This is a genomic window from Micromonospora sp. RTBAU3-60 (assembly GCF_054963695.1).
Map to the genome: position 1 here is coordinate 21,438 of NZ_JBUEGB010000055.1, position 24,031 is coordinate 45,468.

Sequence of the window (24,031 nt, forward strand, 5' to 3'; positions counted from 1 at the left end):
GCTGGCCTGGCTCACGGCCGGCATGTGCAGCCTCGTCGCGCTCGCCTTCCTCATTCCGCTCGGGATCACCCTCGGCGACCAGGCACGCGACGCGAAACTGGCCGACGCGGCCCGGCGCAGTGCCCTGGTCACCGGCGCGCTCGCGGTCAGCACCGAGCCTGAGGTGATCCGGCGGGCGGTGGCGGCCGCCGGCGACGACCGGACGCCGCGGCCGGTCGTACACGGGATCGGGGGCGACGAGTCCGGCGGCCGGGCGGATGCGGCGGCGCTGGCCCGGGCCGGTGCCGAGCGCCGCTCGACGGTCACCGACGTGCCCGGCGGCGTGCTGCGGCTGGACCCGGTGGTGCTCGGCGACCAGGTCGCCGTGGTGGAGGTCTTCGTCCCCGAGGCGGTGCTCGACGCGGGCTCCGGCCGGCGGTGGCTGCTGCTGCTCGCGGTGGCGGCGGCGCTGGTCGGGGCCGCCGTGATCGTGGTCGACCGGGTGGCCGCCCGCGCGGTGGACGCCACCGGCCAACTGGTCAAGGCGGCGATCGCGGTCGGCGACGGCGACGTCGGGGTACGCGTCGAACCGTCCGGCCCGCGGGAGCTGGCCGAGGCCGGGCACGCGTTCAACCGGATGGCGGAGCGCCTGGTCGCGCTCCGCGCCGACGAGCGCGAACTCGTCGCAGACCTCTCCCACCGGCTGCGTACCCCGCTGACCGCGCTGCGACTCGACGCCGAGGCGCTGGAGTCCGACGACACCAGCATCGGGACGTTCAGCCCGGCGGAGCTGGACCGCCGCCGGGGCATCCGGCGGATCCGCCAGGCCATCGTCACGTTGGAGGGCGAGGTCGACCAGCTGATCAAGACGACCCGGAAGGCGGTCAGCCAGGAGGCCGGGCCGGCCGCCTGCGACGTCAGCGAGGTGGTCCGGGACCGGATGATCTTCTGGTCGGCGCTGGCCGGCGACCAGAACCGGCCGCACCGGGTGGTCGGGGCGCAGCTGCGCATCCCCGCCCCGGTGGCCCGGGCCGAGCTGGCGGCCGCGCTCGACGCGGTGATCGGCAACGTGTTCCGCTACACCCCGCAGGGCACCGCCTTCGAGGTGGCGGTCAGCCGGCGGGACGGGTGGGTGGCGATCCGCATCGACGACGCCGGCCCGGGCATCGCCAACCCGGACCGGGCGCTGCGCCGGGGCGCCAGCGACCAGGGCTCCACCGGGCTGGGGCTGGACATCGCCAAGCGGGTCGCGCTGCAGGCCAACGGGTCGGTCAGCATCGACCGGGCCCGGCTCGGCGGGGCCAGCGTGGTGATGCTGCTCGCCGACCCGGAGGCGACGCCCCGGCCGGTCAACCGGTTCGGCCTGGTGGGACGGATGGCGCGGGACGCCCGGGAGCAGAAGACCCGCCGGCGCTGGCCCCGCCCGCGCTGAGCCGCTGGTTGTGGCCCGGCGCAAGTCTTCCTTAGGTGTGGATTAACGACGGTCGAACCACCCTCCGCTGCTGCCAGGATCGGAGACGGAACCCATCAGTCCCGTCGGTCGGGACGCCCCGTCACACCATCCGGCCGGTGGGGCCGTGCGCGCGGCGGGAGTCCGGTCCCCCACACCAGCTCCCGTCGCGCGCCACTCCCCAGGGCCTAGCGCGTCGCGGCCGCCAGGTACGCGTCGATCTCGCCGCCGATCCGGGCCTGCTCGGCGGGTTCCAGGAACGAGGCGGTGACTGCGGCGCGGGCCAGCGCGGCGAGCCCGTCCGGGCCGAGGTGCAGCAGCCGGGCGGCGACCGCGTACTCGTCGTTGAGGGTGGTGCCGAACATCGGCGGGTCGTCGGAGTTGACGGTGACCAGCACCCCGGCCTCGACGAGCTGCGGCAGCGGGTGCTCGTCGAGGCTCGCCACCGCCCGGGTGCGGACGTTGGAGGTCGGGCATACCTCCAGCGGGATCCGCCGCTCGGCCAGGTGGGTGAGCAGCTGCGGGTCGAGCACGGCGGAGACGCCGTGGCCGATCCGCTCCGCGCCCAGCTCCCGCAGCGCGTCCCAGATGGTCTCCGGGCCGGTGGTCTCGCCGGCGTGCGGCACCGAACGCAGCCCGGCCGCCCGGGCCTGGTCGAAGTACGGCTTGAACTGCGGCCGCGGCACCCCGATCTCGGGACCGCCCAGGCCGAAGCTGATCAACCCGTCCGGCCGCTCCTCCAGCGCGATCCGCAGGGTCTCCTCGGCGGCCGGCAGCCCGGCCTCGCCGGGGATGTCGAAGCACCAGCGCAGCGCGATGCCGAAGTCCGCCTCGGCCCGCTTGCGGGCGTCCTCGATCGCCTCGCAGAACGCCGGCGCCGGGATCCCCCGACGCACGTGCGAGTACGGCGTGACGGTCAGCTCGGCGTACCGCACCTGTTGCCGGGCCAGTTCCCGGGCCACCTCGTGGGTCAGGAGCCAGACGTCCTCGGGGTCGCGGATCAGGTCCACGACGCTGAGGTAGACCTCGATGAAGTGGGCGAAGTCGCGGAAGGCGAAGTAGTCGGCGAGCAGCTCCGGGTCGGCCGGGACCGGGCTGCGCCCCTCGTGCCGGGCGGCCAGCTCGGCGACGATCCGGGGCGAGGCGGAGCCGACGTGGTGCACGTGCAGCTCCACCTTGGGCAGTCCGGCGATGAACGTGGGCAGGTCGGTCACAGGTTCTCCTCGGCGCGGGCGCCGGTACGGGCGACCACGAAGATCCGGCGGAACGGGAAGTACACCTGACCCTGCCGCACCGGGTACGCCTCGGCGAGCCGTACCCCCAGCTCGGCGCGGAAGTCGGCCCAGCCGGCGGGATCGAGCGCGGCCCGGACCGGGCGCAGCGCGGTCCCCTCCATCCAGCTCAGCACCGGGTGGTCCGCGTCCGGGGCGGCCGGAAGCAGGTGCACGTAGGTAGTTTCCCAGGCGTCGACCGCGCAGCCGGCACCGGCCAGCAGCGCGGCGTAGTCGACCGGGTCGTCCACGGGCGCCTCGCGCAGCAGCGGGGCGAGCGTGTCCCGCCACCGGTCCCGGCCGGCCACCTCGCGCAGCGCCCGGTGCGACGGGGCGGCGAAGTTGCCGGGCACCTGGAAGGCCAGCCACGCCCCGGACGGCAGCTCGGCGGCCCAGCGGGCGAGCAGCTCCTGGTGGCCGGGCACCCACTGGAGCACCGCGTTGCAGACCACCACGTCCACGTCCGGCGCGGGACGCCAGGACCGGACGTCGCCGACGGCGAACGAGACCGGGGCGTCGAGCGCGCCCGCCCGGTCGATCATCTCCGGGGAGGAGTCGATGCCGCTCACCCGAGCCTGCGGCCAGCGTTCCGCCAGGGTGGCGGTGAGGGTGCCGGGGCCGCAGCCGAGGTCGACCACGGTCCGGGGACGCGTGGCGGGGACCCGCGCGACCAGGTCGTGGAAGGGGCGGGAACGCTCGTCGCCGTAGCGCAGGTAGGTGCTCGGGTCCCACATCACAGTTCTCCAAACCGTACGTACGTCTTGTTGGAGAGTACGGCCCGCCGCGCGGCTCGACAAGCCGCTCACTAGGCTTCCCCGGGTGGAACAGCGCAGCTTCGCCCGACTCGGCCGGCAGGTGGGCATCGCCGGACTCGGCGCCTGGCAGCTCGGCGCCGACTGGGGTGAGGTCAGCGAGGACACGGCGCTGGAGGTGCTCGCCGCCGCCGTGGCCGCCGGGGTCACCTTCCTCGACACCGCCGACGTGTACGGCGACGGCCGCAGCGAGCAGCTGATCGGCCGGTTCCTGCGCGAGCACCCCGGGCACGGGCTGACCGTGGCCACCAAGATGGGCCGGCGGGTGCCGCAGACCCCGGAGGCGTACACCCTGGACAACTTCCGGGCCTGGACCGACCGCTCCCGCGCCAACCTCGGGGTGGACACCCTCGACCTGGTGCAGCTGCACTGCCCGCCCAGCGCGGTCTTCGCCGACGACCGGGTCTTCGACGCGCTGGACGCCCTGGTCGCCGAGCAGCGCATCGCCGGGTACGGAGTCAGCGTCGAGACCTGCGACCAGGCGCTCACCGCCATCGCCCGCCACGGCGTGGCGAGCGTGCAGATCATCCTCAACGCGGTGCGGCACAAGCCCCTGGAGCGGGTGCTGCCCGCCGCCGCGGCGGCCGGGGTCGGCATCATCGCCCGGGTGCCGCTGGCCAGCGGCCTGCTCTCCGGGCGGTACGACGAGCACACCACCTTCCCCGCAAACGACCACCGCACCTTCAACCGGCACGGCGAGTCGTTCGACGTCGGCGAGACCTTCTCCGGGGTGGACTACGACCTCGGCCTGGCCGCCGTACGCCGGCTCGCGCCGCTGGTCGGCACCGACCGGACGATGGCCCAGTTCGCGCTCCGCTGGATCCTCGACCAGCCCGGCGTCACCGTGGTCATCCCCGGCGCGCGCAACGCCGAGCAGGCCCGGCGCAACGCCGCCGCGGCCGACCTGCCGCCGCTCGGCGCGGCCGAGCTGGCCGCCGTCCGCGAGACCTACGACGAGCTGATCCGGCCGCGGGTGCACGAGCGGTGGTGAGCCCGGCCCGCCGGGGCGTCGGCGCGGCGTCGCCGGGTCCCGGCATCGGCGGGCATGCTGGAGTCGGGCGGGCGTCGTCGGAGGGGGAACGATGAGGGGTTGGTTCCGGCTCACCGTGGGGCTGCTGGCCGTCGTGCTGGGCGCGGTCTGGACGCTGCAGGGACTGGGCTACGTGGACGGCAGCGTAATGACCGGCGAACGGATCTGGGCGGTCATCGGCCCGATCGTCGTCCTGATCGGACTCGTCGCGCTCTGGTTCGGGTTGCGGGCACGACGCCGGCGTACCTGATCCACGCCCGGGCCAGGAATGCGGAAAGCCCCGCGTCCCGAAACGGGAAGCGGGGCTTCGATCTGCCGGCCGGCGCGGCCGGCGGATCCACGCTCAGAGGGGGCGGACCTGCTCGGCCTGCGGACCCTTCTGACCCTGGGCGATCTCGAACTCCACCCGCTGGTTCTCCTCCAGCGTGCGGTAGCCGCTGGACTGGATGGCCGAGAAGTGGACGAACACGTCAGCACCCCCGCCGTCGACGGTGATGAAGCCGAAGCCCTTGTCAGCGTTGAACCACTTCACGGTTCCCTGCGCCATGTGTATCTCCTTCTAAAACTGGCGGCCGAGCACGCCGTGCGGCCGGTTGGCCGTTTTCGAGCAGCGGCGCCTGAGGCGGCCCCCGGAAGGAGACTTCTCTCAACCCACGCGTCTCTCAACAGCGTGAGACAGCAAACCACGTACGCAAAAACTCTGCACAGCCTACCCGACGAAATTCTCCGACATGTGACCTGACGGTTGCGGCCGCTCCACTGGCCGGGCTGTGCGGGCCGTGCGAAAGGCCCCCTTCCCGCGCTGGCGGAAAGGGGGTCTGCCGTGCGTAACTGGTCAGTCGGGCCAGTGGCCGGTGAGCCGGCGTACGCCGACCGCCCCGCCCCGGGCCACCGTGGCGTGGACGACCGCGAAGATCGCCCCCTGCAACGCCGCGGCGGCCAGGATCTCGCCCCAGCCCCGCTCCTCGTCGGTGGCGCTCGGCGCGTCGCCCTCGCCCGCCGCGATCTTCCAGACCTGCCGGAAGATGACCCCGGCGACCGTACCGGCGGCCAGCCCGAGCAGCACCCCGACGGGCTTGTACGCCGCCTTGCCGATCCTGTTGCTCACCTACGCCTCCCGCGGACGATCAGCAGCACCACCACGGTCGCCACCGCGCCGGCCGCGACGGCCGCCCACGGCACCACCGCGCGGCCCTTCCCCGTCGTCCGAGCCCGGGCGAGCCGCGCCTTCCCGGCCGCCTGCTCCCGGGCGAACCGGGACTTCGCCGTCGCCTGCCCGCGCACCCGGGCCATGGCATGGGCGGCCTGCTCACGCATCCGCCCCTTCGCCTGCTCGGCCGACTCCCGCAGCCGGGCCTTCACGTCGGCCCGGGCGGCAAGCAGCTCCATCGTCTCACCCAACTCCACCCGGGTGCGGCGGATCTCCTCGCGGAGCGCCTCCACGTCACCGCGTCCGTTGCCGGTCATCCCCGTCTCCCGTCCTTCACCGCCGCGGCGACCGTGTCGACGTCCGCCCGGACACTGCGGACGGTCGCCTGGGGCACCGGTGGGACGGCACGGCTGACCTGCGTCTTGCCGATCAGGGCGAGGATCCCGGCGAGCAGGAAGAGCGCCACCGCGACGATCAGGGCCGCCAGCCACGCGGGCAGGACCAGCGCCAGCGCCAGGATCACCGTGGCGACCAGCGCCCCGGCGCCGTAGAGGGCCATCACCCCGCCGCCGCCGAACAGACCAATCCCGATACCGGCGTGCTTGCCCTTGCGGGTCAGTTCCACCCGGGCCAGCGCCAGCTCGTCCCGTACCAGGCGGGAGACCTGCTCGGTGGCCCGCTGGATGAGCTCCGCGGTGGACGGCTCGTTCCCGGTCCGGGACGTGCTGCGGCTCGCGACGTCAGCCATGCTGTCCTCCTTTCCTCATTACCGCGCTGTATGCCCGGATTCGCCGCCCGTCAATCCTGCGCGGAACGGCCGGTCGGCCCGGCCGCGCGCCACCGGACGCCGGGCCACCGGATGGTGGACCCGAGCCGGGGCGTGCGCGGCGGGTCCCCCGAAACGGGCGGAACAAACGCACCGGGCGGAAGGTCTCGTGACAAGGCGACGGCGGCACGTGGCGCGGGTAGGCTCCGGCGCCCGTGGGCACCGCCGCACGCGCGGGAGCCCCCGGCGCCGGGGCGGCCGGGGCTCCGGGGGCGGGCCGGGTCAGCTGCGGGCCTCGGCGGGCTCCTCCGGGCCGACGAAGACCTCGCTGCGGGCCTCGCCGTCGTCGCTGCCGCCGAAGACCCGCGCGTCGTCGGGCACCTCGGTCTCCGGCGGGCGGCGGGCCGGACGCGGGGACCGCACCGCCTGCCAGGGCAGCGCGCCGGCGGCGTCGCCCACCTCGGTGCGCAGCCGGGGCAGCGCGGCTGGCCGCTGGTCGCGTACCCAGGCCACCAGGTGCTCGCGGACCAGGCAGCGCAGGTCCCACAGGCTGCCGGCGTCGGCGGCGCTGACCAGGGCCCGGACCTTCACCATGCCGCCGGTGGCGTCGGTCACCTGGAGTACGCAGACCCGGCCGTCCCACAGCTCGGTGCTCTCGCAGAGGCGGCGCAGTTCCTCCCGCATCGACTGGACCGGGATCCCCCAGTCCAGGTCGAACTCTGCGGTGCCGAGCACCGCCGCCTCGGTGCGGGTCCAGTTCTGGAACGGGGTGCGGGTGAAGTAGGAGGTGGGCAGGATCAGTCGTCGGTCGTCCCAGATCTGCACCACCACGTAGCTGAGGGTCAGCTCCTCGATCCGGCCCCACTCCCCCTCGACCACGACCACGTCGTCGAGGCGGACCGCGTCGCTGAAGGCGAGTTGGAGACCGGCGAAGACGTTGCCCAGCAGGCTCTGGGCGGCCAGCGCGGCGACCGCGGCCACCACGCCGGCGGAGGTCAGCACGCCGGCGCCGATGCCGCGGACCCCGGGGAAGGTCATCAGCAGCACGCCCACGGCCAGGATGACGATCACCGCGATGGTGAGCCGGCGGAGCATCACCACCTGGGTCCGTACCCGGCGGGCGTGCCGGTTGTTCGGCACGTCCACCCGGAACCGGGCCAGCGCGGTGTCCTCGACCACCACCAGCAGCGAGGCGACCAGCCAGGCCGTGGCGGCGATGAGGGCCAGCACGAGGGCGTGCAGGACGGTCTGGCGCCACGGGCTGCCGACCGCGTACAGGGTGCTGAAGCGGACGGCGAGCTGCACGGCGAGCGCGGTCGCGGCCACCTGGAAGGGGCGGTGCGCGTGCTCGGTCAGCTCGGTCATCAGCACCGAACGCCGGCCCAGCCGGCGGGCCGCCCGGTGCACCACCTCGACCAGCAGCAGAGCGACCGCCGCCGCGGCGAGCGTGGCGACGGCCGTTTCGACGTAGCTCTGCACGAAATCTCTCTCCCTCCCGCCGGGCAGGCTCGGACAAAGGGCCCATAATGCCCGACAGTCCAGGTATCGACCAGGATCAGACCTGGCGGTACCGGGACTGGAGGAAGCAGTAGATGCCGAAGCCGGCGATGCCGAGCGCGGCGAGCGCCAGCAGCACCGGCCCGTACGACTGGTCGCGCAGGGTGCGCAGGGCGGCGTCGAGGCCGCGGGCCTTCGCCGGGTCGTACTTCACCGCGGCCACGACGATCAGCAGGCCGGCGATGGCGAAGACGGCGCCCCGGGCGGCGTACCCGGCCATGCCGAGGCGGCGGGCCAGGGTTCGTGCCTTCGGGGTCATCTGCCCGATCTTGAGGTTCCGCTCGAACTTCTTCTTCAGGCCGTACCCGATCATGCCGATCCCGACGGCGGCGAGCGCCAGGCCGGCCAGACCGACCAGCCACCGGCCGCCGGCGCCGGCCATCAGCTTCGCGGTGAGCGCCTGCTGCTGGTCGGCGGCGTTGGCGCTCGCGTCCTCGAAGACCTTGACGGCGGTCCAGGCCAGCCAGACGAAGACGACGGTGCGCAGCACCGAGGCGATCCGTTCGAAGAGCCGCTCCCGGCCGCGCCGGCCCCGGTGGCCGATGGTCGCCTCGAACGCCTGCCAGATCGCCATGGCGAACAGGCCGATCGCGATCGCCACCAGCAGGAACTTGCCGAGCGGCTGGGCGCCCAGGGTACGCAGGGCGCCGTTCTGGTTGCCCTCCTCGCCGGAGCGGCCGAAGGCGATCTGGAGCGCCAGCCAGGCGAAGAGCAGGTGCAGGATCCCGTAGCCGACGAATCCGGCCCGGGTCAACAGTTCGAGCCACCGGCTGTTGGCGGCGTGGGCGGCGTGGGCGACGGCGGCTCCGGCGTTCCGGGTGAGTGACATGGCGGCACAATCTCCCGCCGCCAAGGTCGTCAAACGTCGGCCGCCGCCGCCTATGGCCGCTTGGTCAGCCGTTGGGGTTGCGGGCCACCCGGACGACGGCCTGCTCGTCGGTGAGGCTGTCCAGGCTCACCTGGAAGCCGCCGACCTCGGTGGCCTGCTGCCCGACGGTGAGCGAGAGCTGTTCTCCGGCCACCTCGACCGTCACCTGGTCACCCTGGGCGCCGACCAGCTTCGCCTCGACGCCGAGGATGTTGGCGCTGGCCTCGACGCCGCGGTCGAAGGTGACCGTGCAGGCGTCCAGCCCGCAGTCGGTGGAGGCGCCCTCCGAGCTGCAACCGGCCAGCAGCGCGACGCCGAGTGCGAGGCCGGCCAGCAGGCCGGCGCCGCGACGGACGGGGGTCAGTGCGGGGGAAACGTGTCGGTTCGTCACCCGGCCAAGGGTACGAGACGACCACCACGCGACCACCCACGCGTGCGGTGCAAGGAGGAGCGCCTTCACCCCACCAGGCGTTGCCAAGCAGCCGTTCCGTGCACGCTAGGGTCCCGAGCATGCCGTTCGACATCGCCCGTGTCCGGGCCGCCTACCCCGCGCTGACCGAGGGCTTCGCCCACTTCGACGGTGCCGGCGGCACCCAGACCGCCCAGCCGGTGATCGACGCGGTCGCCGCCGCGATGGGGGCCGCGACGGGCAACCGGAGCACCGCCTTCGTGCCCGGCCGGCGGTCGCTGGAGCTGGTCGCCGCCGCCCGCGCTGCGGTGGCGGACCTGACCGGCGCGCAGCCGGAGGGCGTGGTGCTCGGGCCGAGCGCCACGGCGCTGACGTACACCCTGGCCCGGACGCTCGGCGCGGGCTGGCGGCCGGGCGACGAGGTGGTGGTCTCCCGGCTGGACCACGACGCCAACGTCCGGCCGTGGGTGCAGGCGGCTGAGGCCGCCGGGGCGACGGTGCGCTGGGCCGAGTTCGACCCGGCGACCGGCGAGCTGCCCGCGGGCCAGTACGCCGACCTGGTGGGCGAGCGCACCCGGCTGGTCGCGGTGACCGCCGGCAGCAACGCCATCGGCACCATCCCCGACGTCGCGGCGATCGCCAAGATCGCGCACGCGGCCGGCGCGCTGGTCTGCGTGGACGGTGTCCACGCGGTGCCGCACGGCCCGACCGACCTGACCTCGCTCGGCACGGACTTCCTGGTCACCAGCGCCTACAAGTGGTCGGGCCCGCATCTGGCCGCGATGGTGGCCGACCCGGAGCGGTGGGCGGCGCTGCGGCCGGCGAAGCTGGTGCCCTCCTCCGACGCGGTCCCGGAACGGTTCGAGTACGGCACGCCGAGCTTCCCGCTGCTGGCCGGGGTGGCCGCCGCCGTGGACCACCTGGCCACCCTGGATGCCACGGCGACCGGCAGCCGCCGGGACCGGGTCCGGGCGGGGCTGGCCGCCGCCCAGGCCCACGAGGAGGCGGTCTTCGAGCGGCTGCTCGCCGGGCTGGCCGCGCGGCCGGCGGTCACCGTGTACGGCTCCCCGGCCCGGCGCTGCCCCACCGTGTCGTTCCGGGTGGCCGGGCTGACCCCGGCGGCGACGGCGGCGGCGCTGGGCGCGGCCGGCGTCTGCCTCTCCTCCGGCGACTACTACGCCTACGAGTACTTCCGGACCATGGGGCTGCGGGACAGCGGCGGGGCGGTCCGGGCCAGCGTCTACCACTACAACACGGTCGACGAGGTGGACCGGTTGCTGGCCGAACTCGACCGGCTGGCCGGCACCGGGGAGACAATGACCGGGTGAGCTACCTGGTCGAGGACGACCCCGCCAAGCGCCGCTTCGAGATCCTGGTCGACGACGCGCTGGCCGGGTTCACCGCGTACCAGCCGCGGAGCGGGATGCTGGTCCTGACGCACACCGAGGTGGACGAGCGCTACCGGGGCATGGGCGTGGGCGAGGCCCTGGTCCGGGGCGCCCTGGACCAGCTCCGCGAGCGGGGCGACCGGGTGGTGCCGCAGTGCCGCTTCGTGGCCAAGTTCATCCAGCGCCACCCCGAGTACGCCGACCTGGTCGTCACCGAGCCGTAACGCCCCGGCTGCCGACCGGCTCCACCCCGAGGCGGGCCGAGTGCCGCACCGGCCGAGCGGTCAGCGGGCGCCGGCGAGGAGTTCGGCGGCGGCGTACGCGGCCGCCCGGGTGGCGCCGTGGGTGGCCACGTGCACCGCGCCGGTGACCAGCTCGGGGACGCCCAGCTCGACCACCACCGCGTCGGGGCGGACGGCCAGCGCCCGGTCCACCGCCGCCCGCATCCACTCGTGCCGGTGCAGGTCCCGCACCACCAGCACCAGGGGCCGTCCGGCCGCCCCGCCGGCCGGGTCGGCCGGGGTCTCGCCCTCGGCGTACCGGGCGGCGGTGGTGCCGGCGACCAGCTCGGTCAGGGGTGCGGCGATCCCCCACGGGGTCTCCGCGCCGATGGCGATGTTGCGGGGCGGGGCGAACTCCACCACGTGCGCCGGGCCGGCCAGCGGCAGCACCCCGGCTGCCCCGGTGACCACGCGCACCGCCCGGCGGGCGGCGGCCAGTCCGATCGCCGAGCCGCCGCCGGCGCGGGCCACGACCGGCCGGTCGGCGCGGGCGGCGACCGTCCAGGCGGCGAGCTGGCCGACCCGCTTCGCCGCCTCGGCCAGCCGTTCCTCGGGCAGCTCGCCGGCGACCACGGCGGCGACGATGGCGTCGCGCAGCTCCGTCGCGGCCGCCTCGGTGGCCCGCTCCCCGCCCACGCAGATGGCGTCCGCCCCGGCGGCGAGGGCGCGTACGGCGGCTCCGGCGAAGCCGTACCGGTCGGCGACCGCCCGCATCTCCACCGCGTCGGTCACCACCACGCCCTGGAAGCCCAGTTCGTCGCGGAGCAGCCCGCTGAGGATGCGCGGGCTCAGCGTGGCCGGCAGTTCCGGGTCCAGCGCCGGCACCAGCAGGTGCCCGGTCATCACCGCCTGCGCCCCGGCGGCCACCGCGGCCCGGAACGGGACCAGCTCGACCGCGTCCAGCCGGGCCCGGTCGCCGTCGATGCGGGGCAGGTCGTGGTGGGAGTCGACGTGGGTGTCCCCGTGGCCGGGGAAGTGCTTGGCGCAGGCGGCCACCCCGCCGGCCTGCAGCCCGCGTACCCAGGCGGCGGTGTGCCGGGCCACCAGGGCCGGGTCGGCGCCGAACGAGCGGACCCCGATGACCGGGTTGGCCGGGTTGGAGTTGACGTCGGCGTCCGGCGCGTAGTTGAGGCTGACGCCCACCGTGGCCAGTTCGGCGCCCAGGTCGCGGGCCACCTCCTCGGTCAGGCCCGGGTCGTCGACCGCGCCGAGGGCGAAGTTGCCGGGTCGCGAGCTGCCCCGGGCCGACTCGATCCGGGTGACGTCCCCCGCCTCCTCGTCGATCGCGACGATCACGTCGGGCCGCTCGGCGCGCAGCGCCGCGGTCAGGGCGGCGACCTGGTCGTGGTCGACGACGTTGCGGGCGAAGAGGACCACCGACCCGAGGCCCGCACCGAGCCACCGGCGGATCCAGGCCGGCGGGGTGGTGCCGACGAATCCGGGTTGCAGGACGGCGGCGGCGAGACCCGCCAGGTCTCCGGTCGCTCGCTCGCTGCGCGCGCTCATGCCTTGTCGTACCCCCGTCTCCCCCACGGCCCGCCGCCTCCGGGCGGCGCTTGCCATGGTCACATCGCCTCCCGCAATAGTCAACAATCCTTACTGTTAGCGCCTGGCGTTCCCCGGCGCCGGAGTGGGAGAGTGCGACCATGCACCCCGCGCTGCTCGCCGACGCCACCACCGCCGCGGACATCCCCGGCGTACGCCTGCTCGGCCTGGTGGTGGGCGGCCTGCTCCTGCTGCTCGCCATCCGGGCGATGTTCCGCCGCTGATCGCCGGGACGCCCGGCGTTCGCGCGCCAGCTTCCCGGGTACGGCTCTCGTTGTCCGTACGGTGCGCCCGCACCCGGCGAGGGGGAGAGATGAAGATCGGCTACTTCCTGTCCAGCGAGGAGTACGGCCCGGCGGAACTGCTCGCGCAGGCGCGCGGCGCCGAGCAGGCCGGCTTCGAAGCGCTGTGGATCTCCGACCACTACCACCCCTGGCTCGACGTGCAGGGCCAGAGCTCCTTCGTCTGGTCGACGATCGGCGCGCTCAGCCAGGTCTGCTCGCTGCCGGTGACCACTGCGGTCACCTGCCCAATCATGCGGATCCACCCAGCGCTGATCGCCCAGGCCGCAGCCACCAGCGCGGTGCTGCACTCCGGCCGGTTCGTGCTCGGCGTCGGCACCGGCGAGGCGCTCAACGAGCACATCCTCGGCGACCCCTGGCCGCAGATCGACCTCCGGCTGGAGATGCTGGAGGAGGCGGTCGAGGTGATGCGCAAGCTGTGGCGCGGTCGTTTCGTCAACCACTACGGCGAGCACTACACCGTCCAGCACGCCCGGATCTACACGCTGCCGGACACTCCCCCGCCGGTCTACCTGTCCGGCTTCGGTCCGAAGTCGATCGACCTGGCCGCCCGGATCGGCGACGGCTACATCAGCACCAAGCCCGACGCCGACCTGGTCCGGCGGTTCCGGGACAACGGCGGCGGCGACAAGCCGTGCCAGGCCGGCTTCAAGGCGGCGTACGCCGAGAGCGAGGACGAGGGCGTTCGGCTCGCGTACGAGAAGTGGCCGAACGAGGCCATGCCCGGCGAACTGTCCCAGGTGCTCGCCTCGCCGCGCCACTTCGAGCAGGCCGCGCAGCTGGTCAAGCCGGAGATGATGAAGCAGGCGTTCGTCTGCGGCAACAACGCCGACGCCCACCTGGAGATGATCGACAAGTACGCCAAGGCCGGCTACGACGAGCTCTACGTGACCAACACCGGCCCGCACTGGCAGGGCCTGCTCGACCTCTACCAGCGGAAGGTGCTGCCCCGGCTGGGCTGACGGACCCGGGCCGTCAGGCTCGGTCGCCCGGCAGGACGCCGTGCAGCAGCGTGGCGACCAGGGCGTCCACCAGCTCGGCCGAGGGCTCCGGCGGCACGCCGGACGGGTCGAGCAGCCGGCCGAGGACCAGATCGTGGCAGACCCCGACGACCAGCGTGGCGACCGCCTCCGGGCTGGCCGAGGCGGCCACCCGGCCCAGCCCCTGCTCCGCGCGGACGTAGCCGGCGAGGTCCGCCCGCAGGCCCTGCCCGCCGTGGAGCGGGGTGGGCAGGTCGCCGAGGCGGGCCAGCAGCTTCGGCTGGGTGGTCAGCCCGGCGAAGGCCGGCAGGATCGCCGCGTGCAGCGCCAGCGCCCGCTCCAGGTACGCGCGCAGGTTCGCCGCGACGGTCCCCTCTCCCGGCCGTGGGGGCACCCCGTCCAGCTCCGCCTCGACCGCCCGCACGTGCGCGTGCAACGCGTGTGCGAGCAGCTCCTCCTTGTCGGCGAAGTGGTTGTAGAGCACCCCGTCGGCGACCCCGGCCTCCCCGGCGATGTCCCGGACGGTCAGCCCCGCGGTGCCGCGCCGGGCGACCAGCGCCCGGGCGGCGGCGATCAGGTGCTCCCGCAGGCTCTGCTCGCCGCCGCGCAGTGCCGCCGCTCGTCTCGGTGCCATGACCCGGGATCCTAGGGCGGCGGCCGGCGGTCAGTCGGGGCAGCGGGCGGTGACCAGCCAGGCCGCGTTGCGCAGGTGCACCCCGTCCGGCCCCTCGTGCGGGCGCATGGCCTCGGCCAGCGCGGCCCGGACCCGCTCGGTGACCGCCGGTTCGAGCGGACCGAGCTGGTGCTGGATCGGCCCCCAGCCGGCGAGGAAGTCGGCCGCGTCCGCCGCGTCCCGGCCCCACCGGCCCACCGCCTGCCGCGGGGCGCAGGCCGCGTCGACGAAGCCGGCGTCGGCGAGCACACTGCGAACGACGTCGGGGTCGGCGAAGGAGAGCGGCTCACCCGCGGCCGTGCCATCGGTGGCCGGCGGCGGCAGATGCGCGGCGGCGGACCCGAACACCGCGCCGAGGTCGCCCCGGCGGACGTCGTCGAGGCAGACGAAGGCGAGCCGACCGCCCGGGCGCAGCGCCCGGCGTACGTTGGCGAACGCGGCGACCGGGTCGGCGAAGAACATCACCCCGAACCGGCTCAGCGCGACGTCGAACCCGGCGGCCGGGAACGGGTGGACCTGGGCGTCGGCGCGGACGAAGTCCACGTTGTCCACGCCCTCGTCGGCCGCCGAAGCCCGGGCCCGGTCCAGCATCGGCGCGGAGAGGTCGATGCCGAACGCGTGCCCGGTGCCGGATCGCCGGGCGGCGAGCCGGGTGAGCTGGCCGTTGCCGCAGCCGATGTCGAGCACCCGGTCGCCGGGCCGGACCGCGGCGAGCAGCAGCTCGTTGAAGCCGATGTTGATGGCGTCGTAGCGGGCCTGGTGTGCGGCCCAGTGCCGTCCCTCGTACCCGTTCCAGGCCTGCTCCTGATGCTCGTTCACGATCGTCCCCACCTCGGCCTCCTTATGAACGACTGTTCATGAACGTATGTTCATAATGAATCCGGCGCGGTGGCGCGTCAACACCCGGTCCGGTTTCGGCCGTGATCGGCGGGGGTATCTGCGGCCCCTGATGAAACGTTGTCCGTGCGCGTGGTGTCCGAACAGGACCGGCTAGGGCTGGACTAGCCTGACCCGGGCACGCCAGGCGTGCCCTTCGACAACACGACCACCACGGCGAAAGGGGCTTGATCGTGATCGAGCAGCCGGCGTACACCGGGTTCGGTTTCTCCGACGAGGAGTGGGGGCTGCTGGTCGGGCTGCCGCAGTCGGTCCTCACCGCGGCGAGCGCGGCCGAGTCCGACGGCTCCCGGCGCACCATGGCGGAGAACGCCGCCGGGCTGGAGTCCATCGCGGCCGGACGCGAGTCGGCCAGCCCGCTGGTGGCCGCCGTCGCCGGCGAGGTCGTCTCCCGCGTGGGCGACCCGGAGACCGGCGCGGAGCTGCCGATGATCGAGCCCGCCGACCCGCAGGCGATGATCGAGGACGTGCTCGCCCGGGCCGCGCAGGCGTCGGCCCTGCTGGCCGGCAAGGTGGACGAGGGGCAGGCCGGAGCCTACCGGCACTGGCTGGTGGAGATCGCCGAGCAGGTGGTGGGCGCGGCCGCCAGCGGCGGCCTGCTGGGCCTCGGCGGCGAGGTGGTCAGCGACTCGGAGCGCCGGTTCCGGGACCGGCTGGCGCAGGTGTTGAACGACTGACCCACGGCGCGCCCCGCGCCTGCCCCGGCCCGTCGCCGCGAAACCGGCCGATCCAGGTGATGGGCGTACCGCGGGTGCGACACCTCGAACAGGCACGCATCGTCAACACTCCGGCGTCCGTAATCAACTCGCAGCGGACATACTGATCGCGGGCCGGCGGCCGGGAGACCGGCGCGGCCCACTGGTAACGGGGGGCCGTGGCGTGGCGTCCGCGACAGGTTCGTCGCGGACGACCGCCCGGTGCCGGCGCTCCGCGACCCCGGCGGGACGGGCGAACCCCCGCCAGCCCTCGACGGCCATGCCGAACGCCGGCCCCGTCGTATCTCCCCCCAGGACCTCGCGGCGGGGCCGGTCAGCTCCCCTCCTCCAGCAGCCCCAGCACGGCCTGCTCCACCACGTGGCGCGGCATCTCCGGCTCCACCGGGGCCACCACCCCGTCGTGGTAGAGATCCACCACCCGCGGGTCCACGTAGGACGTGCGGGCCACGGTGGGCGTGTTGCCGAGCAGCTCGGCGACCGAGCGCATCACCGCCGCGACCGCCCGCTTGCGGGCCGTCGCCGAGCGCTCGCCGTCGGCCGCCGCCAGCTCGGTGGCGGCCAGCACGGTGGCGTGCCAGGTACGAAAGTCCTTGGCGGTCATCTCCCCACCGCTGGCGTCCCGCAGGTAGTCGTTGACCTCGTCGCTGCGCACGTCCCGCCAGAGTCGGCCGTCCCAGTAGCCGAACAGCCGCTCCTCGGTCCGGCGTCGGCGCCGCAGGCTGGTCAGCACCCGGCACAGCTCGGCGTCCTCGATCCGGCGTACCTGCTCGATGCCGCCCTTCGCCGGGAACTCGAAGACCACGCAGCCCCCGCGAGAGCGGGCGTGCTCGGGGCGCAGGGTGGAGACGCCGAAGGTGGGGTCGTCGCCGGTGGCGTACTGGTCGCTGCCGACCCGGAACGTGCCCATGTCCAGCAGCCGGGCGACGGTGGCGAGGACGCGTTCCCGGCGGAGCCCGCGCAGCGCCAGGTCCTGGTCGACCCGGTCGCGCAGCACCGGCAGCCGGTGGGCCACCTCCAGCACGTGGTCGAACTTGGCCTCGTCCCGCTTCTGCCGCCACTGCGGGTGGTAGAGATACTGCTTGCGCCCGGCCGCGTCGATGCCGGTGGCCTGGATGTGCCCGTTCGGATACGGCGAGATCCACACGTCCTGCCAGGCCGGCGGGATGACGAGGTCGCCCAGCCGGGCCAGCTCGTCGGGGTCGCGCACCGGCGCACCCTCCGGGTCGACGAAGAGCCAGCCCTTGCCGCGCCGCCGGCGTCCGTACCCCGGCCGGCCCGGATCACTACGCCGCAATCGCACCGGACACCCGCACCGCCCGTTCCGCCTCGTCCACGGCGGCCAGCACCTCGTCCACCGAGATGGCCGCCAACAATGGCTGAGTACCTACCCCGCCGGGGCCGTTCCGATGCCGGTCGGACGCCCCCGGGCGGGTGACGTCCAGCACCCGGTGTCGGGGCCGGTCCGGCGGCGGCCCCCAGTGCTCCGGCGGCACCGGCCCGAACAGCACCACCGAGGCGGTGCCGTACCCGGTGGCCAGGTGGGCCACCCCGGTGTCCCCGCTGACCACCAGCCGGGCGTCGGCGACCAGGGCGGCCAGCTCGGCCAGGTCGGTCCGGCCGGCGAGCACCACGTCCGGCGGCAGCCCGGCGTCCCGGGCGATCCGGGCGGACAGCTCCCGCTCGCCGGTCGAGCCGGTGAGCACCACCCGGTGACCGCGGTCGGTGAGGATCCGGGCGAGCGCCGCGAAGCGCTCCGCCGGCCAGCGCTTCGCCGGGATCTTGCTGCCCGGGTGCAGCACGGTGGCGCCGGAGGGCAGGCCGGCGGCGGGCGGGCGGCGCAGCGCCAGGTCGCCCGGGTCGGCCGGCAGGCCGTACCAGTGCAGCAGCCGGCACCAGCGGCGTACCTCGTGCTCGTCGTCGTCCCAGCGCGGTCCGTCGAGGTGCCCGGCGTCGCCGTTGGCGAAGGCGAGCAGCCGGCCGGGCCGGGCGGCGGCGAGCATCCGGTGCGATCGCGGACCCCGCCCGTGCAGGTTGACCGCCACCGCGGGCTTCGGGCCCGGCCAGGTGGGCGGGGCGGCCAGCCCGTCGGTGGGCAGCACCCGGTCCACCCCGCCGACCAGGTCGGCCAGCGGCGCCAGCCAGGCCGGCGCGGCCAGCACCAGCTCGCGGTCGGGGAAGCCGGCCCGCAGGCCGCGCAGCGCCGGGACGGCGGTGGCCAGGTCGCCGACCCCGAGCGCGCGGAGCACGAGGATCACGGGTACGACGACTCCTGCTCGGCGCAGACCACCATCTCCCGAACGGCGCAGCCGGGCGGCTGGGAGAGAGCGAACATGATCGCGGCCGCGGTGTCGGCGGGTTCGTTGAGCGCCGCGTCGGGACCGGGCCGGTACTGCGCGTCCCGTTCGTCGAAGAAGGCGGTGCGCATGCCGCCGGGGATGAGCAGGGTGACGCCGACCGAGCCGGCCAGTTCGGCGGCGAGCGCCCGGGTGAAGCCGACCACCCCGAACTTCGCCGCGCAGTACGCGGTGGCGTCGCTGACCGCCTTGACCCCGAGGGTGGAGGCGACCGTGACGATGGTCCCCCGGGAAGCCTCCAGGTACGGCAGCGCGGCCCGGATCACCGCGGCCGTGGCGAGCAGGTCGACCGCCACGATCCGTTCCCAGGTCTCGCCCGGGAGGTCGGCCAGCCGGCCCGGCACGTCCGTGCCGGCGGCGGTGACCACGGCGTCCAGCCCGCCGGACCGCTCCGCCAGGTCCCGGGTGGCGGCCTCGGCGGCCCGGGTGTCGGCCAGGTCGCACTCGACCCACGGCACGCCGTCCGCGGGGCGCTGCCGGTCCAGCACGAGCGGACGGCCCCCGGCGCGGGCCACCGCGGTGACCACCGCTGCGCCCAGCCCGCTCGCCCCGCCGGTGACCAGGACGGTGGGGCCGGCCCCGGGTGGACTGCTGCTCATGCCGCCCCCTCGCTCCGCTCCGTGCCGCCATGCGGCAGCGCCGCACTGCGGCGATGATTCGTGCCCCCTCCGCCGCCAGCCGGGTGACCGCCGCCGGGTGCACCCGGGGCGCCCGCGACGCCGGGCGGGACGGCCGAGCCGCGCCCGCCGCGGGCCGCCGCGATCATGTCGGTGGTGGACCGCCCGTCCAGGTACGGCACGACCACCGTGTGCCCGCCCCAGCGGGCCAGGATCTCCGCCTCGGGCAGGGTCTCCGCGCCGCCACCGGTGGCGTAGTCGCCGCCCTTGACCCAGATGTCCGGCCGCAGCCAGGACAGGGCCGCGTGCGGCGTCGGCTCGTCGAAGATCAGCACCGCGTCCACGCAGCCCAGCGCGGCGAGCAGCCGGCCACGGTCGCCCTGCGGCACGACCGGGCGCTCCGGGCCCTTCAGGCCGGCCACGCTGGCGTCGGAGTTGAGGCAGACGACGAGGCAGTCGCCGAGCTGCCGGGCCGCCTGGAGGGTCGCCACGTGCCCGGCGTGCAGCAGGTCGAAGCAGCCGCCGGTGGCCACCACGGTGCCGCCGGCGGCCCGTACCTCGGCGACCACCGCGGCAGCGGCGGCCGCGCCGATCCGGTCCCCGCCGCCGGAGACCAGCACGGGAGGGGCGTCCCGGACCGGGGCGGGCAGCGCGGTGGCCACTCCCCCACCCGAGACGTACGCGGACGCCTCGGCCACCGCCGCCTGCACCGCCTCGGAGACCAGCGCGCCATCCGCCAGGGCGCGGGCGGCCGTCGCCGCGAACCGGTCCCCCGCCCCGCAGGTGTCCCCCTCGGCGATGGCCGGCGCGGGGACCACCAGCGGGGTCGAGCCGGCGTGGCAGAGCAGGGCGCCCTCCCCGCCCATGGTCACCGCGATCGCCCCAGCCTGCCAGCGCTGCCGCAGGGACTGGGCGCTCCGGGACGCGGTCACCAGCCGGGACCCGCCCGGCCGCACCTTCGCCAGCTCGCGGGCCTCAGCCTCGTTCGGGGTGGCCAGGTGCACCCCGGGCACCGCCTCCGGCCCGCGCGGGTGCGGGTCCCACACCACCGGCGCGCGGGTGGCGGCGAGCGCGGCCCGCAGCGCCGGATCCCGGGCGACACCTCGGCCGTAGTCGCTGACCAGCACCACCGCGGCGTCGGCGATCAGCCGCAGCACCGCCTCGCTCGGCTCGCCGGGCTCGCCGGCCGGCCCGCCGCGGTCGTGCCGCAACAGCACCCGGCCCCGGGCCCGCAGCCGGATCTTCTCCGGGGTGGCGCCGGCCAGCGGCAGCCCGTACAGCTGCACGCCGGCGGCGGCGAGCAGCGTGCCGAGCCGGGCCCCGCCGGCGTCGTCGGCGACCGCGGTGACCAGCGCGACCTCGGCGCCCTCGGCGGCGGCGAAGACCGCGGCCAGGCCCGCGCCGCCCGGACGGTCGACGTACGCGCTCTCGTCGAGCACCGGCACGGGCGAGTCCGGGCAGAGCCGGTTCACCGTGCCCTCGACGTCCCGGTCCAGCAGGGTGTCACCGATCACCACCACGGGTCCCGTCACGTTGGACCTCCTCATCGGGCCTGCACCTCCCGACCGGTGTCGTCACCGAGCACCACCTCGACGCCGGCCCGCACCGGGCCCGACCCGGCCGCCGGGCGGGTGGCCAGCGCCGCCGGCAGGGCCCGGTCGACGTACTCGCAGAGCACGTGGGTGGCGACCAGGTGCAGTTCCTGCACCACCTGGGCCTCCGGCGAGTCGATGGCGAGGGTCTCGTGGCACAGGTCGGCGAGCGGGTTGGGTGTGGGGCCGGTGAAGGCCCAGCAGCGCAGGCCGGTGTCCCGTCCGGCCTGGGCGGCGGCGAGCAGGTTGGCGCTGGCGCCGCTGGTGGACAGGAGCAGGAGGACGTCGTCCGGGCGGCCGTGGGCGCGGACCTGGCGGGCGAAGATCTCGGGGTAGCCGTAGTCGTTGCCGATCGCGGTCAGCGCGGAGGTCTCGGCGTGCAGGGCGATGGCGGACAGGGGTTCCCGGTCGTCGCGGAGCTTGCCGACGAGTTCGGCGGTGAGGTGCTGGGCCTCGGCGGCGCTGCCCCCGTTGCCGGCCACCAGCAGCCGCCCGCCGCCGGCGAGCCGGTGCGCCAACTCCCCGCCCCAGCGGGCGAGCAGCTGCTCCGACTGCCGGAACGGCAGCAGCGCGGCGGCCAGGTGGGTCAGGTGGTCCTCCAGCACGGTTCCGCCGACCGCGGGTCCGGGCGCCGTCATCAGGCGACCACCCGGGTGGGTCGACGCACGGTGGCCACCTGGCCGTACACCTCCGCCAGCCGCTCGGCGGTGCGGGACCAGGAGTAGCGGGTACGGGCCCGTTCCAGGGCCGCCGTGGCGTAGGCGAAGCGGCGGATCCGGTCACCGAAGAGCCGGCGGATCGCCGCGCCGAGGGCGTCCGGATCCCGGGCCGGCACCAGGTCGCCGGTCCGCCCGGGCACCACCGTGTCGGTCAGCCCGCCGACCGCGGTGCCGATCACCGGTACGCCGCACGCCATCGCTTCGAGTGGGGTGAGCCCGAACGGCTCGTACCAGGGGGCGGCGACCAGCACGTCCGCCGACCGGTACCAGCGCCCCATCTCCTCCCGGGGCACCGCGCCGATCAGCTTGACCCGGTCGGCGACCCCGCAGGACTCGGCGAGCGCCCGCAGCCGCAGCGCGTACGGGTCGGTCTCCAGCAGCCCGGCCGGCGGGCCGCCCACCACCACGCACTCGGCGTCGGGGACCAGCGCGGTGGCCCGGATGACGTCCTGGAAGCCCTTGCGTTCCACCAGCCGCCCGACGGTGAGGATGCGCGGCCGGGCACCGTCCCGCTCGGCGACCGGGCCGAGCGGGGCGAACGTGGCCAGGTTCACGCCGGACGGGATGACCGTCATCCGGGACCGGGGCACGCCCATCCGAACCAGCTCGGCGACCTCGTCCTGGCACTGGGCCACCACCCGGTCGACCGACCGGCCCAGCTTGCGCTCGTGGTCGATCCGGCCGGGCGGGCTGGTGTCCTGCGCGCCCTGGTGGCGCCGCTTCACGGTGCCCACGGCGTGGTACGTCTGCACCACCGGCACCCCGGTCCGTCGGCCGGCGGCGAGCGCGGCGAGGCCGCTCATCCAGAAGTGCGCGTGGACCACTTCGGGCTGCCAGTCACCGGCCCGCCACCGCTCGGCCAGCCACTCCCCGAACGCGGGCATGTACGGCAGCAGGTCGTCCTTGGCGACCGGCTCGGCCGGGCCGGCGGGCACGTGCACCACCTCGTAGCCGTCCGGGGCGCGGACGATCACGGGCAGGTCCACGGCGTCGCGCCGGGTGTAGACCCGGACGTCGTGGCCGGCGGCCGCGAGCGCGGCGGAGAGCTCCGCGACATGCGTGTTCTGGCCGCCGGCGTCCTCCCCGCCGAGGACGGCGAGCGGACTGGCGTGCTCCGAGATCATCGCGATGCGCATACTTCCTCCTCCAGCAGCCGGTCCCAGTCGGCGAGGAAACGCTCCAGGCCGTAGCGCTGCCGCGCGGCGCTGCGGGCCTCGGTACCCGCCCGGCGGGCCGCCGCCGGGTCGTCCAGGAAGCTCCGGGCCACCTCCAGCAGCACGTCGACCCGGGTGGAGAGGGCACCGGCGGACGGGGGCACCGCCTCCACGGCCTCGGTGGTGGCCAGGGCCACCACGGGCATGCCCATGGTCATCGCCTCGATCAGGCTCAGCCCGAGGGATGTCCACCGGCACAGGTGCAGGTATGCCCGCCGGCGGGCCAGCTCGGCGTGCATGGCGTGCTGTGGCACGTCGTCGTGGCTGGTCAGCCGGTCCGGCGGCAGCCCGAGCCGGTCGGCCAGCCCGGCGACGCCCATGCCGTAGACGTCCAGCGGGGCGATCTCGGCGAAGCGGGGCAGCAGGTCGGTGCCGGTGACCCGCCAGCGGCGTACCGGCTCGTTGATGACCACGGCCAGGCGGTCCAGCTCGCCGGTCCACTCGACGGCCGGGGCGACCACACCGTGCTCGACCACCGCGGTGCGGGTGCCGCCGTTGTCCCAGAACAGCTCGTTGAAGTGGGTGACGTGGGTGAGCAGGAGGTCGTCCCGGTCGGCCATCGGGTGGCGGGTGTTCGGCACGTCGCCCTTGGGGGTGTTGTGCTCGACGTAGATCGCCGGCACGTCGCGGCCCACCCGGCGGCCCAGCCACTCACAGGCCAGGTCGAACTCCTCGGGACGCTGGAGCAGCACCACGTCCACCTCGGACCGGCGCAGCTCCTGCGGGGTCACCTCGACCGCGTGCTCCGGCCACTGGTAGGTGCGCGCCCGGCCGAGGCCGTACGGACCGCGGTCCTGGGTGACCGGCACCAGGTAGCGGTGCTTGCCGTGGACGAACGACGTGGTCCACGACCCGTGCACGTGCCACACCAGGACGTTCATCGCGCCACCCCACCAGCCATCGGCAGGGCGCCGACCGGCTCCGGCGCGTCGGCGGGCACGCCGAGCAGCCGCAGCGCCTCCAGCACGCGCCCCGGCTCCACCGCGGAGAGGCAGGGGTGCCCGGGGACCGGGCAGCGGGTGGCCCGGGTGTCCCGGCACGGCGCGCCGGCGTCGCCGAGCCGCACGGTCGGCACCCGGTACGGCCCCCACTGCCCGAAGGGGACGGTGGGGGCGAACAGGCTGACCACCGGCACCCCGAGCGCGGCGGCCAGGTGCGCCGGCCCGGTGTTGCCGACCACCAGCGCGCCGGCCCGGGCAATGACGGCGGCCAGTTCGTCGAGGCCGGTACGCCCGCCCAGGTCCACACCGCCGGCGGCGGCGACCCGCGCGGTCAGCTCCCGCTCGTCCGGACCACCGGTCACCACCACCCGGTAGCCGGCGGCGCTGAGCACCCGGACGATCCGGGCGGCCAGTTCGGGCGGGCAGGCGCGGGTCTCCACGGAGGAGCCCGGGTGCAGCAGGACGTAGCCCGGCTCGCCGGCCGCGGCCGGGACGGGCGGCAGCCGGTCGGTCCGCAGCC

At 75.2% G+C, this 24,031-nt stretch carries 28 protein-coding genes; 8 read left to right on the forward strand and 20 right to left on the reverse strand.

Annotated features, from left to right (window positions below; genetic code table 11):
* Positions 1-22: 22 nt before the first annotated feature.
* Positions 23-1,411, forward strand: coding sequence for a HAMP domain-containing sensor histidine kinase (locus ACY34I_RS31425; RefSeq protein ID WP_462758808.1), 1,389 nt, complete (start codon positions 23-25; stop codon positions 1,409-1,411).
* A 206-nt stretch (positions 1,412-1,617) separates the two neighbouring features.
* Here ACY34I_RS31425 and ACY34I_RS31430 read toward each other — a convergent pair whose 3' ends face one another.
* Positions 1,618-2,643 (reverse strand): adenosine deaminase, encoded by a 1,026-nt coding sequence (locus tag ACY34I_RS31430; protein ID WP_462758809.1) that lies wholly within the window; start codon positions 2,641-2,643, stop codon positions 1,618-1,620.
* Complete coding sequence (locus tag ACY34I_RS31435) at positions 2,640-3,434, reverse strand: trans-aconitate 2-methyltransferase (RefSeq protein ID WP_462758810.1); 795 nt, start codon at positions 3,432-3,434, stop codon at positions 2,640-2,642. Before ACY34I_RS31435 ends, ACY34I_RS31430 begins: the two co-directional genes overlap by 4 nt.
* Before the next feature lie 85 nt (positions 3,435-3,519).
* On the opposite strand from ACY34I_RS31435, the gene ACY34I_RS31440 reads away from it, so the two are divergent.
* Together ACY34I_RS31440 and ACY34I_RS31445 are read left to right on the forward strand one after the other, a co-directional pair.
* The gene (locus ACY34I_RS31440) at positions 3,520-4,503 is read left to right on the forward strand and encodes an aldo/keto reductase (protein WP_462758811.1); all 984 of its coding nucleotides are present in this window, start codon (positions 3,520-3,522) and stop codon (positions 4,501-4,503) included.
* 91 nt (positions 4,504-4,594) lie between these two features.
* Positions 4,595-4,792 (forward strand): hypothetical protein, encoded by a 198-nt coding sequence (locus tag ACY34I_RS31445; protein ID WP_462758812.1) that lies wholly within the window; start codon positions 4,595-4,597, stop codon positions 4,790-4,792.
* 93 nt (positions 4,793-4,885) lie between these two features.
* Here ACY34I_RS31445 and ACY34I_RS31450 read toward each other — a convergent pair whose 3' ends face one another.
* The 7 genes from ACY34I_RS31450 to ACY34I_RS31480 form a co-directional block, all read right to left on the reverse strand.
* The gene (locus ACY34I_RS31450) at positions 4,886-5,089 is read right to left on the reverse strand and encodes a cold-shock protein (RefSeq protein ID WP_013732668.1); all 204 of its coding nucleotides are present in this window, start codon (positions 5,087-5,089) and stop codon (positions 4,886-4,888) included.
* Positions 5,090-5,377: 288 nt separating this feature from the next.
* A complete protein-coding gene (locus ACY34I_RS31455; protein WP_462758813.1) occupies positions 5,378-5,650 on the reverse strand; it encodes a DUF4235 domain-containing protein in 273 nt (90 codons plus the stop codon).
* A complete protein-coding gene (locus ACY34I_RS31460) occupies positions 5,647-6,009 on the reverse strand; it encodes a DUF3618 domain-containing protein (RefSeq protein WP_148794101.1) in 363 nt (120 codons plus the stop codon). The genes ACY34I_RS31455 and ACY34I_RS31460 overlap by 4 nt, the downstream gene beginning before the upstream one ends.
* Positions 6,006-6,440, reverse strand: a complete 435-nt coding sequence (locus tag ACY34I_RS31465; RefSeq protein ID WP_462758814.1) for a phage holin family protein — start codon at positions 6,438-6,440, stop codon at positions 6,006-6,008. The genes ACY34I_RS31460 and ACY34I_RS31465 overlap by 4 nt, the downstream gene beginning before the upstream one ends.
* Before the next feature lie 300 nt (positions 6,441-6,740).
* Entirely contained in the window at positions 6,741-7,937 is a 1,197-nt protein-coding gene (locus tag ACY34I_RS31470) for a mechanosensitive ion channel family protein (protein ID WP_462758815.1), read from the reverse strand.
* Positions 7,938-8,013: 76 nt separating this feature from the next.
* Positions 8,014-8,844, reverse strand: coding sequence for a DUF1206 domain-containing protein (locus ACY34I_RS31475; RefSeq protein WP_462758816.1), 831 nt, complete (start codon positions 8,842-8,844; stop codon positions 8,014-8,016).
* A 64-nt stretch (positions 8,845-8,908) separates the two neighbouring features.
* Positions 8,909-9,274, reverse strand: coding sequence for a hypothetical protein (locus ACY34I_RS31480; protein ID WP_148794105.1), 366 nt, complete (start codon positions 9,272-9,274; stop codon positions 8,909-8,911).
* A gap of 119 nt (positions 9,275-9,393) precedes the next feature.
* On the opposite strand from ACY34I_RS31480, the gene ACY34I_RS31485 reads away from it, so the two are divergent.
* Both ACY34I_RS31485 and ACY34I_RS31490 read left to right on the forward strand, forming a co-directional pair.
* Complete coding sequence (locus ACY34I_RS31485; protein WP_462758817.1) at positions 9,394-10,620, forward strand: cysteine desulfurase-like protein; 1,227 nt, start codon at positions 9,394-9,396, stop codon at positions 10,618-10,620.
* Positions 10,617-10,904 (forward strand): GNAT family N-acetyltransferase, encoded by a 288-nt coding sequence (locus ACY34I_RS31490; RefSeq protein ID WP_148794107.1) that lies wholly within the window; start codon positions 10,617-10,619, stop codon positions 10,902-10,904. Before ACY34I_RS31485 ends, ACY34I_RS31490 begins: the two co-directional genes overlap by 4 nt.
* A 60-nt stretch (positions 10,905-10,964) precedes the next feature.
* Here ACY34I_RS31490 and ACY34I_RS31495 read toward each other — a convergent pair whose 3' ends face one another.
* Entirely contained in the window at positions 10,965-12,467 is a 1,503-nt protein-coding gene (locus ACY34I_RS31495) for a glycoside hydrolase family 3 protein (RefSeq protein WP_462758818.1), read from the reverse strand.
* A 140-nt stretch (positions 12,468-12,607) separates the two neighbouring features.
* On the opposite strand from ACY34I_RS31495, the gene ACY34I_RS31500 reads away from it, so the two are divergent.
* Positions 12,608-12,730, forward strand: coding sequence for a hypothetical protein (locus ACY34I_RS31500; RefSeq protein ID WP_255471749.1), 123 nt, complete (start codon positions 12,608-12,610; stop codon positions 12,728-12,730).
* A gap of 89 nt (positions 12,731-12,819) precedes the next feature.
* Positions 12,820-13,770, forward strand: coding sequence for a TIGR03557 family F420-dependent LLM class oxidoreductase (locus ACY34I_RS31505; protein WP_462758819.1), 951 nt, complete (start codon positions 12,820-12,822; stop codon positions 13,768-13,770).
* Between the two features lie 13 nt (positions 13,771-13,783).
* On the opposite strand, the gene ACY34I_RS31510 is transcribed toward ACY34I_RS31505, so the two are convergent.
* On the reverse strand, positions 13,784-14,422 hold the full coding sequence (locus tag ACY34I_RS31510) for a TetR/AcrR family transcriptional regulator (protein ID WP_462758820.1): 639 nt from the start codon (positions 14,420-14,422) through the stop codon (positions 13,784-13,786).
* Positions 14,423-14,452: 30 nt separating this feature from the next.
* On the reverse strand, positions 14,453-15,292 hold the full coding sequence (locus ACY34I_RS31515) for a class I SAM-dependent methyltransferase (RefSeq protein ID WP_462758821.1): 840 nt from the start codon (positions 15,290-15,292) through the stop codon (positions 14,453-14,455).
* A 239-nt stretch (positions 15,293-15,531) separates the two neighbouring features.
* Here ACY34I_RS31515 and ACY34I_RS31520 point away from each other — a divergent pair, with 239 nt between their 5' ends.
* Entirely contained in the window at positions 15,532-16,035 is a 504-nt protein-coding gene (locus ACY34I_RS31520; protein ID WP_462758822.1) for a hypothetical protein, read from the forward strand.
* A 352-nt stretch (positions 16,036-16,387) separates the two neighbouring features.
* Here ACY34I_RS31520 and ACY34I_RS31525 read toward each other — a convergent pair whose 3' ends face one another.
* The 8 genes from ACY34I_RS31525 to ACY34I_RS31560 all read right to left on the reverse strand — a co-directional run.
* Complete coding sequence (locus ACY34I_RS31525) at positions 16,388-17,374, reverse strand: DNA topoisomerase IB (RefSeq protein ID WP_462758823.1); 987 nt, start codon at positions 17,372-17,374, stop codon at positions 16,388-16,390.
* A complete protein-coding gene (locus ACY34I_RS31530) occupies positions 17,358-18,329 on the reverse strand; it encodes a glycosyltransferase family 9 protein (RefSeq protein ID WP_462758824.1) in 972 nt (323 codons plus the stop codon). The genes ACY34I_RS31525 and ACY34I_RS31530 overlap by 17 nt, the downstream gene beginning before the upstream one ends.
* Positions 18,326-19,027, reverse strand: a complete 702-nt coding sequence (locus ACY34I_RS31535) for an SDR family oxidoreductase (RefSeq protein WP_148794115.1) — start codon at positions 19,025-19,027, stop codon at positions 18,326-18,328. The genes ACY34I_RS31530 and ACY34I_RS31535 overlap by 4 nt, the downstream gene beginning before the upstream one ends.
* Positions 19,024-20,577, reverse strand: coding sequence for a PfkB family carbohydrate kinase (locus ACY34I_RS31540; RefSeq protein WP_462758825.1), 1,554 nt, complete (start codon positions 20,575-20,577; stop codon positions 19,024-19,026). The genes ACY34I_RS31535 and ACY34I_RS31540 overlap by 4 nt, the downstream gene beginning before the upstream one ends.
* Positions 20,578-20,588: 11 nt before the next feature.
* Positions 20,589-21,275 carry a D-sedoheptulose-7-phosphate isomerase gene (locus ACY34I_RS31545; RefSeq protein ID WP_462758826.1) on the reverse strand — a complete coding sequence of 229 codons (687 nt, stop codon included), beginning with the start codon at positions 21,273-21,275 and terminating at the stop codon, positions 20,589-20,591.
* Entirely contained in the window at positions 21,275-22,492 is a 1,218-nt protein-coding gene (locus tag ACY34I_RS31550; RefSeq protein ID WP_462758827.1) for a glycosyltransferase, read from the reverse strand. The genes ACY34I_RS31545 and ACY34I_RS31550 overlap by 1 nt, the downstream gene beginning before the upstream one ends.
* On the reverse strand, positions 22,477-23,451 hold the full coding sequence (locus ACY34I_RS31555) for a glycosyltransferase (protein ID WP_148794119.1): 975 nt from the start codon (positions 23,449-23,451) through the stop codon (positions 22,477-22,479). The genes ACY34I_RS31550 and ACY34I_RS31555 overlap by 16 nt, the downstream gene beginning before the upstream one ends.
* A partial coding sequence (locus ACY34I_RS31560) for a glycosyltransferase family 9 protein (protein ID WP_462758828.1) occupies positions 23,448-24,031 on the reverse strand: 584 nt, incomplete at its 5' end. The genes ACY34I_RS31560 and ACY34I_RS31555, both read right to left, overlap by 4 nt.